General features: G+C 54.3%; 11 protein-coding genes. 5 read left to right on the forward strand and 6 right to left on the reverse strand.

The genetic code is table 11. The features are described 5' to 3' along the window. Window positions 1–95 precede the first annotated feature (95 nt). Entirely contained in the window at window positions 96–1,556 is a 1,461-nt protein-coding gene (locus tag WA429_RS11250) for an aminoacyl-histidine dipeptidase (protein ID WP_287466113.1), read from the forward strand. 69 nt (window positions 1,557–1,625) lie between these two features. Here the strand turns inward: WA429_RS11250 and WA429_RS11255 are convergent, their stop codons facing one another. Continuing rightward, window positions 1,626–2,999: a DnaJ domain-containing protein gene (locus WA429_RS11255; RefSeq protein ID WP_287466114.1), complete on the reverse strand. Its 1,374-nt coding sequence runs from the start codon at window positions 2,997–2,999 to the stop codon at window positions 1,626–1,628. A gap of 184 nt (window positions 3,000–3,183) precedes the next feature. On the opposite strand from WA429_RS11255, the gene WA429_RS11260 reads away from it, so the two are divergent. Next, window positions 3,184–4,224 carry a methyltransferase domain-containing protein gene (locus WA429_RS11260; protein WP_068519317.1) on the forward strand — a complete coding sequence of 347 codons (1,041 nt, stop codon included), beginning with the start codon at window positions 3,184–3,186 and terminating at the stop codon, window positions 4,222–4,224. A 148-nt stretch (window positions 4,225–4,372) separates the two neighbouring features. Next, window positions 4,373–4,498 carry a type B 50S ribosomal protein L36 gene (gene ykgO, locus WA429_RS11265; RefSeq protein ID WP_007090004.1) on the forward strand — a complete coding sequence of 42 codons (126 nt, stop codon included), beginning with the start codon at window positions 4,373–4,375 and terminating at the stop codon, window positions 4,496–4,498. Between the two features lie 157 nt (window positions 4,499–4,655). Here ykgO and WA429_RS11270 read toward each other — a convergent pair whose 3' ends face one another. Both WA429_RS11270 and WA429_RS11275 read right to left on the reverse strand, forming a co-directional pair. Next, the gene (locus WA429_RS11270) at window positions 4,656–6,494 is read right to left on the reverse strand and encodes an adenylate/guanylate cyclase domain-containing protein (protein ID WP_287466115.1); all 1,839 of its coding nucleotides are present in this window, start codon (window positions 6,492–6,494) and stop codon (window positions 4,656–4,658) included. Window positions 6,495–6,539: 45 nt separating this feature from the next. Continuing rightward, a complete protein-coding gene (locus tag WA429_RS11275) occupies window positions 6,540–6,977 on the reverse strand; it encodes an Lrp/AsnC family transcriptional regulator (RefSeq protein WP_068519319.1) in 438 nt (145 codons plus the stop codon). 165 nt (window positions 6,978–7,142) lie between these two features. Here WA429_RS11275 and WA429_RS11280 point away from each other — a divergent pair, with 165 nt between their 5' ends. Together WA429_RS11280 and WA429_RS11285 are read left to right on the forward strand one after the other, a co-directional pair. Then, window positions 7,143–8,225: a saccharopine dehydrogenase family protein gene (locus WA429_RS11280; RefSeq protein ID WP_287466116.1), complete on the forward strand. Its 1,083-nt coding sequence runs from the start codon at window positions 7,143–7,145 to the stop codon at window positions 8,223–8,225. A gap of 299 nt (window positions 8,226–8,524) precedes the next feature. Further along, entirely contained in the window at window positions 8,525–10,963 is a 2,439-nt protein-coding gene (locus WA429_RS11285) for a tetratricopeptide repeat protein (protein ID WP_336107351.1), read from the forward strand. A gap of 30 nt (window positions 10,964–10,993) precedes the next feature. Here the strand turns inward: WA429_RS11285 and WA429_RS11290 are convergent, their stop codons facing one another. From WA429_RS11290 to WA429_RS11300, 3 genes are all read right to left on the reverse strand, one after another. Further along, window positions 10,994–11,497 (reverse strand): universal stress protein, encoded by a 504-nt coding sequence (locus WA429_RS11290; protein WP_068519321.1) that lies wholly within the window; start codon window positions 11,495–11,497, stop codon window positions 10,994–10,996. A 265-nt stretch (window positions 11,498–11,762) separates the two neighbouring features. Next, a complete protein-coding gene (locus WA429_RS11295) occupies window positions 11,763–12,527 on the reverse strand; it encodes a TIGR02186 family protein (RefSeq protein ID WP_068519322.1) in 765 nt (254 codons plus the stop codon). Then, window positions 12,527–13,447, reverse strand: a complete 921-nt coding sequence (locus WA429_RS11300; protein WP_228195331.1) for a sulfite exporter TauE/SafE family protein — start codon at window positions 13,445–13,447, stop codon at window positions 12,527–12,529. The genes WA429_RS11295 and WA429_RS11300 overlap by 1 nt, the downstream gene beginning before the upstream one ends. Window positions 13,448–13,478 lie beyond the last annotated feature (31 nt).

Here is a 13,478-nt window from a genome sequence, read left to right on the forward strand (position 1 = left end):
GTGATAGGGTAATCAACAGTCAGAACCCGCGAAACCGCATAACCGACAATATTCAGTTCAAACACACTGAACAGATCAAACAGGAGAGCGCCACCGTGAACGAGATCAGCAAACTTGCGCCGGTCGCAATCTGGGAAAATTTCCAGAAACTTTGTGATACGCCACGCCCGTCAACCAAGGAAGAAGCAGTGCTTCGGCTGCTTGAAAAAATGGCGGATGACAAGGGGCTTTCGCATTTCCGTGACAGTGGCCAGAACCTTGTGATCAGTGTTCCGGCAACACCGGGTTACGAAGATCGCAAAATGACGATCCTTCAGGCGCATGTGGATATGGTCACCCAGGCCAATTCCGGTTCGACCCATAATTTTGACACGGACCCGATCCGGATGCAGATGGACGGGGACTGGATCACGGCCGACAACACCACCCTTGGTGCCGATAACGGTATTGGTGCTGCTGCCATGATGGGCTTCATGACCGAAGACGGGCTTGAGCACGGACCGCTTGAATTGCTGTTTACGGTCGACGAGGAGCGCGGCCTGACCGGTGCAATGAATCTGGAGCCGGGGCGTCTTAAGGGTGAAATCCTTCTGAACCTTGATACCGAAGATGAATATGAACTGTGTGTCGGGTGTGCCGGTGGGGGAGACCTTGTTGCGACCTTCAATTACAGCCCCGAAGCAATCGGTGCCGGATATGTGGCCCGCGACATTGCGCTGACCGGGCTTAAGGGAGGGCACTCAGGCATCGATATCATTCTTGGTCTGGGCAATGCCAACAAGCTGATGGCACGTTTCCTGCGCACGGCCATTCGCGATTTTGATGCCCGGATTGTCGCGGTCAATGCGGGTACGGCGCGAAATGCCATCCCGCGTGAATCCTTTGCCACCATTGTTCTGCCCGAAAGCAAGATTGGCGGATTTGATACCGCGCTTAAGGCATTTGCCGGCGATGTCCGTGATGAAATTGGCGCGATTGAGCCGAATTTCGCGATTGCATCGAAAGATGCCGATTTGCCGGAAACGGCAATGAGCGCAGCCGATTCAAAGAAATTCAACAATGCCTGTGTCGGTGCCCCCAATGGTGTCCAGGCCATGAGCACATCGGTTGAAGGGGTGGTTGAGACGTCGATCAACCTGGCGATCGTCAAGGTAGCGGACGGCACGGCCAAGGTGACCTTGTCTGCGCGCAGTTCGATCAATTCGGCCCGTGATGCCATTCGCGAAGCGGCAACTGCGGTATTTGAGCTGATCGGGGCGAATGTTGCGTGGGGGGATGCCTATCCGGGCTGGAAACCCAATGCCAATAGCGAAGTTGTCGAAATGATGAAGTCGGTGCATCGCGACCTGTTTGGCAAGGATCCGGAAATTCGCGTGATCCATGCCGGTCTTGAATGCGGTGTTCTTGGTGCGAAATACCCGCATTGGGACATGGTTTCGTTTGGCCCGACCATCAAGCGCGCGCACAGCCCGGATGAATGCGTCCATGTGCCCAGTGTCGCACGTTTCTGGGATTATCTTCTTGCGGCCTTGAAAGCGATCCCGACCAAGGGATAAGTGCCCGCCTGGGCGTAAACGGGACCTACAGATTAGAAGTCTGTTGTGCGACTGACCGGAATGTTTCGGTCAGTCGCATTTGTTTGTAGCACACCAGTTATCGCGCGCAGTCGATCCGTTGCCCGGAACCAGTGCATCAAGGTTCACAAAGCCGTTTTCGCCAATCGTGGTTTCAACCTCAATCCAGAAACCCTGACTGTCACCGGCAATATAAACCGTTTCAAAACGCGTCAGGCGGCGGATGATTTTGTTATTCACACTTGGCCCGTCGCGCATATTGAGAAGTTCGCGATCAACATAATAGGGATCGCGATCCTCACCGATCAGTTGTTTGACCTGCTTGGTGATCTGGCTGCCCTGTTTTGCCACCAGTTCGGGGATCTCGCGGGTGACAAATCCCTGACCCGGGCCAAATGCCAGAAGGCCTGCAAAAATCAGAACAAATAACGGGCTCAGATGCAAAAGTGCATCAAGCATCCCTGCGCGTTTCCATTCATCGCGGACACGCCGGGTTGGGCTGCCATCTTCAAGACGGCGCAAACTGGCACGGATTTGTTCGGCAAGAACCGATCTGTTGGTGCCGATGAAATCAAGCGCCTGCATCAATACTGCGCGGGCAAGCGGCTTGTTGCCGGCACGTTCAAAGGCATTGGCATGGGCAAACAGCATTTTGGCGTTGCCTTCGGGCGGGAAGGTGCCGCCGCGCATGTTGCCAAGAATGGCTTTCCATGCCGGGACGATGCTGCGCCATCCCCAGAATCCGCGAAGCCATGTAATGAAACTTGCCTTAAGCGCCATCCGCTTTGCCCCCTTGGGGGCCAGATTGGCGGTAAGCGTTTCGGTTTTGCAGGAATTCAGGAAACCGCGAACGATCTTGAATTCGACCTGTCTTGGCTGGGCCGAAACCACACCGGTTGCCGCACAGGCGATGAAGCCCTGGGCGTTGCTATCGGCTTTTTTGCGGTTATGGCGCCGGGCGCCGGGATGGATGTTGCTTTTGCGCGTGCCGGTTTTGGCCTGCTGTTCGCGATAGGCCTGATTGGCGCGGGCGGTTTTTTCGTCCGTACCGGTCTTGGTCTTTTCCTGTTTGCGACCGGTTCCGGCAAAGCCTTGTCTGGTGCGGTTTGCATTTTGCGCACCGGCTGCATTCGGGCCATAGCCGGATGCGGTTGGCTTTTCAGACGCGGCTGTTTTGCCCTTTGTGCCGTCATTAGGCCGACTGGTGTTGCTGCCCGACGGCTGTGCAGGGGGCTTGCGTTCACCAATCAGGATTTCATAGGCCTCGGTGATGTCTTTGAATTTTTCTTCGGCATCAAGATCGGTATTGCGGTCCGGATGATATTCAAATGCCAGTTTGCGATAGGCGAGCTTGATTTCCTTTGCGCTCGCGCCTGGCGCAATGTTCAGCATGCTGTAATAGATGCCAAGACGATCCTTGTTCATGTCTTATGTAGATTCCTGTCCTGACAAACGTTCCGGTGCGCGCGATCAGCCAGCGTGGATTTTACTGCCGGCGGTGACGGGTGCAATCATATGATTGAAATCTTAACACGTTGTCACTTTTGCCTATTTGTCATATTTTGCAAGAATCACGTAAGCGCGCATTTCGAATAAGCAGGTAGCCGTCTTGAAACTCAAATTTTGGCAACGCAAAGCCGACGATGACGGCGAACTGTCCGAAGATGGCGGGCAGGGGGCTGCGTCCGAATTCGAGATGCCGCCCGGGCATCATCTTGGCCTTGGGACCCGTTTGCGTGCCAAGTGGGAAGGCTATGACGACCCGGTTGAATATTATCTGCTTCAGCTTGAAATAGACGCCTATGCCGACTGGCTGCGCAAAATGCGTGTGTGGCTGGCGCGTCCGGTTGAACCGGAACTGGGCGAACTTGATCTTGATGACGAAATCGGGCGGTGGCCACCCGAGCGAATCAGGCTTTATGACAAGCTGTTTGATCACGGGATCATGATCCCGGGCGGGCATGATTACGCCCTTGAACTCGCAAAGCCGCTTGCGCTTGATGAAACACTCAGCTGTCTTGAAATCGGGGCAAAGCTTGGCGGGGTTGCGCGTGTTCTGGCGGACCGACTTGGCGTTTGGGTAACCGCCTATGAGCAGGATGGGGAACTGGCACTGTTGGGGATGGAGCGATCAGTTCATGCCGGTGTGCAGAAAAAGGTCCCCGTTCAGAAATTCGATCCCGAAAAACCCGAACTGCGCAAAGGCTATTTCAACGTCGTCTATTCGTTTGGCGAACTTTACAAGGTGCCGGGCAAAGAGACGTTTCTGGGCGAACTGGCCGGGACGTTGCGCGAACAGGGCCAGATTCTTTTGACCGACTATGTCCTGACCCGCGATCTTGACGAGGACGGGCTTGCGCAATGGGCCAAGCTCGAAGGGGATGATCTTTTCCCCTGGACTGCACAGGAATACAAATCCCGTCTGGGACAGCTCAAATTTGATATCCGCATCGCCAAGGATGAGTCGGAAACCCATCTTGTGCATATCAAACAGGCCTGGATGACCATGCTGTCGGATATTCAGAAAAGCGGTTTGGACCCCGATGTGATGGATTATCTGCTTCCAGAGATGGAAATGTGGATGAATCGCGTAAAAATGCTTGAAAATGGCTCGCTGGCCTTTTATCGGTTCTACGCAACGATCAACTGATCGCTCAGGTTTCAGACTGCTGCAGGCGACTTTGACGGGATTTGTTCCAATTTCTGTCGCCGCAACCTGTTTTTAGTGTTGACAGGGGCATGTCGTACTTCTATTTTCCGGCTTCCTCGAAGGGGCCAAGTTTCTAAGGTTTAAGATTATGAAGATCCGGAACTCATTGAAATCCGCGAAGCTGCGGGAAAAAGGCTGCCGTATCGTGCGCCGCCGTGGCCGCGTATACGTGATCAATAAAAAGAACCCGCGTTTCAAGGCACGCCAGGGTTAATTCCCGGTACCTTGTTCTCAAAGGTTTTACAAAACGCCGCATCGGTTCACCCAATGCGGCGTTTTGTTTTTTCATATTTGTCACGATGGCAAAATTAAAGGCGACCGCAGTTTCAATATTGCGGTCGCCTTTTTTATCGATGGTGTGTGGGGGCTGCTTACCCGTTTGTGGTGAACAGTTCGGTTTTGCTGTGACGGCCCCGCAACAGAACATCACCGGCCTTGACGACGCGGTTCGGATCGGTCAGCAGGTTGCGTGTGCTGTCTGAAATGAGAATGCGCGTGCCCAGTACCTTGTTTTCCTGTTCAAGGCGCGATGCGGTATTGACCGCATCCCCATGCACGGTAAAGGACAGGCGTGCCTTGGCCCCGACATTCCCGGCCACCATTGTTCCGGTATTCACCCCGCAGCGCACCTGAATGTTCAACCCTTCAAAGGTGCGGTTCGAGACTTCGTTTTGCAGGGCGATGGCGCTGTCGAGTGCGGCATCGGCGTGATGTTCAAGGTCATCAAACACGTTATAGACCGCAAGGATCGCATCCCCCTGAAACTGGGTGATGATGCCGCCATGTGATTCGATAATCTGCGTTGCGCAATCAAAGTAATCATTGAGCATTGCAATGATCTGGTTCGGATGCAGGCTTTCACACATGGATGTGAAATGGGCAATGTCGATGAACAGAACCGTTGCTTCGGATTGTTGCGGCGGCAGGACCCCGGAATCATTTCCCGATGCCAGAAGTTTTTTGGCAATCGATTGGGGCACGAATTTACCAAACAGGCTTGTGATGCGTTCGCGGTCATGAACCGCCATCATCATGTGATTGAACGATCGTGCCGCATCGTCATATTCACGGATACGGCTGCCCGACAGTTGCGGCACATCGATTGATGCGATGTCGTCATCTTCAAATGCGCGCGCGGCGGCTGCAAACCGGCGGATCGGTTTGGTGAATTGTTTGGACAGTATGATCGCAACAATAACAGCCAGAATGAACACCCCGCCACCCAGGATCGAGGCCAGAACAAGCCTGTCCCATTCATCGTCAAACAATTCTTCGGTGAAATGCATGCCGATGATGACCGGCGAGATCGGCGCATTAAGAACCTGACGGGTGACGATCAGATGGTATCTGCCATCAACTTCAAGCCCTGCCAGACGCAGCCCGGTATTCTGGCGGGCATCCTTTTCGTCGGTCCTGATGCGTTCGGACTTGCCGATATTGGCCAGAACCGGATCGCCGATATCATGGATGGTCGGCAATGGAATCGGGCTTCGGGCAATATCGGCCCCGTTGATCAGCTTGTTGGCGGTATTTTCACCCCAGTCGCGCAAATCGGGATGGGCCATCACGCGATTGCCACCGATCAGGATAAATGGCGTTCCGGGCAAATCTTCACGACCGCGAATCAGGCTTTCTGACAAATTGGACAGCGACAGATACTGTATGAAGGTACCAAGATAGTGCCCGTCATAAAAAAGCGGTACCCAGCTGGTCAGGACCGTGCGATTGAAATACGGATCCCAGCGCGGGAAACCGGTGCGGTTGGCGACCGGACCACGAATTTGCGCCAGTTCCGAAAACAGCATGTCATCCTGGGGCAGGGTGCGGCGTATTTCGCTCATATCATCGGGATTAAAGCCGATAAATTGCCGATCACCGGTTACCAGACCATAGGCCATCACATCCATATCCGCTGCCGCCAGCGCCCGCATGGCGTTGGTCCAGCCATACTGGAAGCTTGGATCAAGATTGCCATCGGCAACCTGTCGGGCGACCCAGTTGGACCGTTCGTCAACTTCGCTCATGCGTTCATGCATGGTGCGCTGAACCGATGTCAGGTCGATATCGGCCAGCATAACCCAAAGATTGCGGGTGTTTTCATAGGCCGTGCCAAGGCCGACATAAAGGGCAAGGCCAACGCCAAAGACACTGGTGCCGATAAAACTGGCAAGAAGAACAGAAAGGACAGAATATCTGCGTTTGGATGTCACTCGGTTTTCTTTCTGACAAGAGGTTCCCCAACCTCAACTGGCATCTTAGCGGCGATCGAACTTGGTTGAAAGGATGATTGAACTTGAAGTGCGTTTTATCCCGCTAAGCCCGCCGATCCGGTCAAGCACACCGTCGAGTTCTTCCGGTGTGTCGGCGGCAACTTCGGCAATCAGATCATATTCCCCCGATATCGCCAGACACCGAATGCAATGCGGTATTTTCTGCAAGGCACCGACCACGCCCGCAGACTGTTTTTGTTCAAGCTGGATCATGACTTCGGCCAAAAGAACCGGGCGTGCCGCATCACCAAGCTGCACCGTATAGCCGGTAATGGTTTGTGATTTTTCCAGCCGTTCGAGGCGTTCCTGAACGGCACTGCGCGACAGGCCGACTTCGCGTGCAAGGGCGGCAGTCGGAATGCGGGCATTTTCCTGCAATTTGGCGATCAGACGGCGATCGGTTTCATCAAGGCGACGTTTCATCGGTGATACCCATAAAAATGACGGGTTATTCAATTGTTTTGACAGTATTGCCGGGTTGCAAGCGTTAGTCCAGCGGCGGAGCATCAAGGGGTAAACAACAAAACGTTATCAGGGCAGCAACGACATCCATCGCAAAGGTGTCAGTTCAGTCGGGAGTGAGAGAAAATGAAAAAGATTTTGATTCTTGGTGCGGGCAAAATCGGCCGCATGGCGGCAGTCATGCTCAATGAAAGTGGCGACTATGCGGTGACGCTTGCCGATGCCAATGGCGAAATGCTTGAATTTTGTGCCCAGGATCATGCGGCAACCCTGATCAAGGTCGATGTTACCGATGAGGCCGCACTGACCGACGTGGCAACCGGGCACGACGCCATTTTGTCGACATGCCCGTTCTATCTTAATGTTGCGATTGCCCGCGTCGCACGCGCGGTTGGGGCATCCTATTTCGATGTGACCGAAGATGTCGAAACCACCCGTGCTATTCGTGAAATTTCCAAAGGTGCGGCTGGTGCGTTCGTACCGCAATGTGGTTTGGCGCCGGGATTCATTTCAATCGCCGCCCATGATCTGTTCAAACGGTTTGATACGGTTAAAAAGTTGCGCCTGCGCGTCGGTGCATTGCCGCAAAACCCGACCAACCGTTTGAAATATAACCTGACCTGGTCAACTGATGGCCTGATCAATGAATATCTTAATCCGTGCGAGGCGATCCTCAATGGCAAGCGTGTCGAAGTCTTGCCGCTTGAAGGTTATGAACGCTTCACCATTGATGGCACGGAATATGAGGCCTTCAACACATCGGGCGGGGTTGGGGCGCTTTGTGACATGCTCGAAGGCAAGGTGGATAACCTTGATTACAAGACCGTGCGGTATCCGGGGCATCAGGAAATCCTGAAAATCCTGATCGAAGATCTGCGTCTTGGCGAACGTCCCGACATGATGAAGGAAATCTTTGAAAATGCCCTGCCGGTAACCCAGCAGGATGTCATTGTAATCTTTGCCGATGCCGTCGGGACCCGCAATGGCGAGCTGTGCGAAGAAAACTTTATCCGCAAGGTGCATGGCACAGAAATCGGTGGCAAAAAATGGTCCGCGATCCAGATCACGACATCCGCGGGGCTTTGCGCAGTGATGGATATGGTGATGACGTCCAAATTGCCCGGTTCCGGTTATGTCCGGCAGGAAGAAGTCGGTCTGGATGATCTGCTTTCGAACCGGTTCGGGCGTTATTATGCCAACCGGGTATAGGGGCCGTTTCCGGTTTTGAGTGACGGCTTGAAGTGCCGTTTCAGGCGCAAAGATAACCGCGTGATGATTTTCCTGAAAAATCCCCCGACTGTAGTTCGGGGGATTTTTGTTTGTTTTCAGGTAATTATTTTAATCTTGTTTATTCCGACTTCAGAAAGTGACGCATATTCCTTAAACGCGTTACAGATTTGATCGGCCGGGCATGGTCAGGGCCGATTATTTGTGGCAAAGACGTGGTTTGTTAACGCTTGGCCCTTATGGTGGCCGGTAATCGCACTATTTATCGCAACAGGTATTCCTTGTCTGATTTTGACGCTCCTTACCGAACTGCGTTGGGCTTGTATGAAGCAGGCCAGCTGGCGGAGGCAGAAGAAGCCTGCCGCAAGCTGATCCATGCCTATCCACAAGCCGCAGAAGCCATGCATCTGGCTGGCCTGGTCGCAGCCCGACAGGGAAATCAAACTCTTGCGGCGGAACGGATGGGGCGGGCGGCAATAGCCGATGCCAACAGTGCGGAAATTCAACATGATCACGCGCAGGCCTTAAAGGCGATCGGCAAATTGCGCGAAGCTGTTGGCGCTTTCAAGCGGGCCATTCGGCTGTGTCCGGATGCACCGGCGCTATATTGCAATATCGCCAATACTTACCGGCAACTCGATGAATTGCAGGATGCGCGCGAAAATTATGAATACGCGCTGGAACTGGCCCCGGATATTGCCGAAATTCACGCCAACTATGCCGCATGTCTTTATGCGATGGGCGACATTCCCGGTGCCGAGACATCCTGTTTGACCGCCCTTAAAATGCGCGATGATATTGTCAATGCACTGGTGCTGATCGGCCAGATCCGGCTTGATCAGGGACGCACGGTATCGGCAAGCGAACCTTTGCGCCGCGCCCTGACGTTGGAGCCGGGAAACCAGCGTGCCCTGACTGCATATGGTGATGCCTTGTTCCGACTTGGCCAATTTGCCGGTGCACAGCATTGTTTGCGTCAGGTTCTTGCCCTTGATCCCGATGATGCCAAAGCACGGCGCACATTGGCGCGCCTTAACTTGCGGGTAGGACAGGGGACCGAGGCAATCGGTGCGCTTGAACCGCTTGTTGCGGCCAATCCGAATGATCCCCAATTGCTGCTGATGATGGGCGAGGCGCTAAGTCTTGTCGGCCGTCATAGCGAAGCCGTCGAACGGTTCGGGGCCGCCATCGGGGCTGGTGGCGGTGATGACGCGGTTTTCAGACTGGCTGTCGAACTTGCTGAAGAAGGCGACACTGCATCAGCCCAGTCTGTTTTGCAAAACGGTATCGACCGCAAAATCGCAGCCGGTGAAAACACCGCACTGTTTCGAACCGCACGTCGTTTGTTGTTTGCACCGGTTCCAACCAATATTGCGGCCCAGAATGACGAAGTCATTCGTGATCTGCTCGATGACACACTTGATGACGATGCCATTGAACCCGATTTGGCCTTTGTCGCATCCGATCGCATTGACCCGGCAATCCTGACGCGGTTCCCGCCGGTCTGGCGTGCGGCCCTGCGTCCGGAAGGTGACAAGCAGTTGCGCGCCGTCGGGCATTACTGGGAGCGGCTGGTTTCGGGCTATGATGTTCCCCATGTTGATCCCGGCAAACCCCGGCAAGGGGGCAAGATCCGCCTTGGGATCGTGTCGGCCAATATGTGTGATAACGGGATTGGTCGCTGGATTTTGGGGCTTGTTAATGCGATTGATCGTGACCGGTTTGATGTCACGGTGATCCGTCCGCCGACCGGCGAAGACGATATTACGTCGCGGATTGACGAACATGCCGATCTGGTCGTGCCCTTGCCGCTTGATCCGCTGCATTCGGCACGGGTGATTTCCGGGCTTGATCTTGATGTGTTGCATTATGCCGATCCGCAGGCCGATGCCTATACCATGTTGCTGGCAAGCTGGCGTCTGGCACCGGTGCAAATTTCCGGTGGCGGGATTGCCGCGACCAGTGGTCTTTCAAATATTGACTATCACCTGATCGCCGAAGACTGGGAAACGGCCGGCGGCGAAAAACGGTTCAGTGAAAAACTGATCCGGTTGCCGGGACTTTTTGTTAATGCGACACCGCCCGAAAATGTCGATATGACGCCGACGGAACTGCAACGGCTTTGGCGTTTGGCACAGGACAGAAACACCTATCTGTGTCCGCAGCCGCTTGATGTTTTGACGGCCGACTTTGATCCGCTGATTGCGGAAATCCTGCGTCTTGATGAAACGGCTGAGCTGTTGCTGATTGCACCGGAACGCGACAGCTGGGATGCGGCATGGGGACGACGTTTTGCCGTGAACTATGCCGATGTCGCCGGGCGCATGCGGTTTGTCAATGTGCGCAGCCGCGCCGATTTGCTGTCGCTGCTTTGCGCGGTGGATGTGGTTCTTGAAAGTCCGGCATGGAATGACGCAATGCTGGCCTTTGATTGCCTGGGTCTTGGTGTGCCGCTGGTGACATTGCCGGGCAGTGCCGCACGGTCGCGTCGCAGCCACACCTGTTACCGCCAGATATCGGTGTTTGATTGCGTCGCCTACCATTCCGCGGATTACGTTGATACCGCCCTGACACTCGCAACGGACAAACGCCGCCGATCCGTTGTCTCGCACGCAATCAAAAGCCGGTCACATATCCTGTTTGGCCAAAAATCATCCTTTGATGCCTATATGCAGTTCCTTGAGGAATGCATTGCCGTTCCGGCTGAAAACGTCGGATGAATTTACCGATCCACGACAGGCGCTGATAAATCAGCTTAACGCGTCAATGTCGGCTTCGGACAGTGCGGCGGGGACGATTGTCAGGGGCAGGCGGAGCTGGCCGACAGTGTCACTTTTGGTCAGTGCCGTGATCAGTGGCCCCGGGCCTTCGGATGTGGTGCCAGCGGCAAGAACAAGAATGGAAATCTGTTCTTCTTCTTCCAGAAGGTTCAGCAACTCGTCCTTGAGACGGCCTTCGCGAATGAACAGAAGCGGCATTGTGCCTGTTTGTTCATGCACATAGGCGGCAAGTTCATTGACCCGTGATTCGGCTTCTTCGCGGGCTTCTTCCTTCATCAGGTCACCAACCGCCATCCAGTGCTGGAATTCGGCCGGTTCAATGACGCTAAGCAGGGCAACGCGGCCGCCGGTATGTTGCGCGCGGCGGCATGCATAACGCAACGCCTTGGTCATTTCATCGCTGTCATCAATCACAACAAGAAATGTTCGGTTGGACGTGGCGCGGAGTTCCTGATCGGCATCGTATGACGTCATATGGGTTCTCTGAATAGTTTCCTGTGCCGGGTCTGATGCATGGTTGCGTGGGGCAATGGATCACCCGGATATTAGAGCATGTTGCATCAAGTGTGCCGTAAATCCGGCACGGTTTCCAAGTGGTTTTTATCGCAATCGGGAAAGTTTCATACTGTGCATGCGCACAATAAATCATGCTGCACATGCGTTGTTGCAGACCGTGAAAGTGCGGAGATGAGAATGCCCAAATCGGCGTTGGAGCAGGTGGAGCCGATGGAACCGCGAACTAGCGTTTGCGGAATGCCACACTGGCGATCCAGCCGGCAATGACGGCAATGATCACCGCAATAATGCCATAGAGCGCCGAATAGCGATGAGCGAATTCATAGACTTCGGCACTGACCCCGGTTTTGGAAACAACCAGCGGCGTGGTCTTTACACTGGCGATACGACCATCACGGATCAGATAGACATTGATCGTATATGTCCCGGTCGGGGTGTTGGCCGGGAAATGAATGTCGGTTCGAAACAGCTGGTTTGACAGGAAGCTGATTTTCGCGGGACGCTGGTTGAATAAACCGGCATTCTGCATGTTGCGAACCAGCGCATCGCGATAGACTTTCTGATCGGCATCAGGATTGTCGGACACGGCGATAAAACGCTGGTTGTCCAAGCCGATACGGTAATCCTGAAGAATGTTTTGCGGGGCGATGATATCCATCGGGCGATTGGACGCGCTGGCATAATAGGCCGGAACATTTTTATAGCGCGCGCTTTCAGCATTCACCCAGATGCCGACTTTACGTTCCTTGCGACGGACAACCATGTCCTGATCAGGGCCGCGCACGGTTACGATGACATCGCCTTCGTTCTGGACTGCGCCAAATAACAGCACATCAGTGCCGGTAAAGCCGGTGGTGATCGCCACCAGATGGTTTGACAAATCCACGACAAGCGGATCGGCCAAGGCGCGTTTCATTGGTGTGCTAGTCGCAATGACGGCGAATGCCGAAAGACAGATCGATGCGATAAACCGTGCCGATAGGGACATCACAGATCCCCCGGCATGATGGAATAAAGTTCGTCAGGCTCGATCACCAGATCAAACAGAAGTTTGAGGCATACCGACAAAACCAGCAGCCCCAGAAGCGCACGCAGGTGTTCCGCCTTGAGCCGCGCACCGAACTGGGCGCCGAACTGGGCGCCGATCACACCACCGATCAGAAGCAGGATGGCCAGTGCAACGTCAACCGTCTGGGTCTGAACCGATTGCAGGAAGGTAACGTTGGCCGTGACAAAGATGATCTGAAACAGCGATGTTCCGATCACAACCCCGGTCGGCATGCCCAGCAGATAAATCATCGCCGGAACCATGACAAAGCCGCCACCAACCCCCATCAGGGCGGTCAGCATGCCGACAAAGAACCCGACGGCCAGTGGCAAAAGCGCACTGATATACAGGCCCGAACGATAAAACCGCATCTTGAAGGGCAGGCCATGGATAAAGCTGTGCTGGTGCTTTTTCGATCGACGGATCGGGCCTTTGCGCCGGGTTCTGAAAATTGCCCGGGTTGCTTCAAGCAACATCATCCCGCCGATAATGCCAAGGAAGATGACATAGCAAAGAGAAATAACAAGGTCGATCTGACCCAGTGAACGCAACCAGGCAAAGACCCAGACACCAGCCGTCGACCCGACAATACCACCCGCCAGCAGCACAAGGCCCATCTTGATGTCAACATTGCCACGGCGCCAATGCGCAAACACGCCGGACACCGACGATGCGACAATCTGGTTCGCGGCTGTCGCCACAGATACAGCGGGGGGAATGCCATAAAAAATCAAAAGCGGGGTAATCAGAAAACCGCCGCCAACGCCGAACAGGCCGGACAAAAAGCCAACTCCGCCGCCCAGTCCCAAAATCAGAAATATATTTACCGATATTTCGGCAATAGGGAGATAGATTTGCATTGCGGGCAGGCTAACAGCGTTTGATTGATTG

This window comes from Thalassospira sp. CH_XMU1420-2, assembly GCF_037029325.1.
GTDB lineage: Bacteria > Pseudomonadota > Alphaproteobacteria > Rhodospirillales > Thalassospiraceae > Thalassospira > Thalassospira povalilytica.

Bases quoted from the DNA above. Each gene is read 5' to 3' on its own strand.
- WA429_RS11255 (WP_287466114.1), bottom strand. From the start codon at position 2,999: ATGAACAAGGATCGTCTTGGCATCTATTACAGCATGCTGAACATTGCG.
- ykgO (WP_007090004.1), top strand. From the start codon at position 4,373: ATGAAGATCCGGAACTCATTGAAATCCGCGAAGCTGCGGGAAAAAGGC.
- WA429_RS11275 (WP_068519319.1), bottom strand. From the start codon at position 6,977: ATGAAACGTCGCCTTGATGAAACCGATCGCCGTCTGATCGCCAAATTG.
- WA429_RS11280 (WP_287466116.1), top strand. From the start codon at position 7,143: ATGAAAAAGATTTTGATTCTTGGTGCGGGCAAAATCGGCCGCATGGCG.
- WA429_RS11290 (WP_068519321.1), bottom strand. From the start codon at position 11,497: ATGACGTCATACGATGCCGATCAGGAACTCCGCGCCACGTCCAACCGA.
- WA429_RS11295 (WP_068519322.1), bottom strand. From the start codon at position 12,527: ATGTCCCTATCGGCACGGTTTATCGCATCGATCTGTCTTTCGGCATTC.
- WA429_RS11300 (WP_228195331.1), bottom strand. From the start codon at position 13,447: ATGCAAATCTATCTCCCTATTGCCGAAATATCGGTAAATATATTTCTG.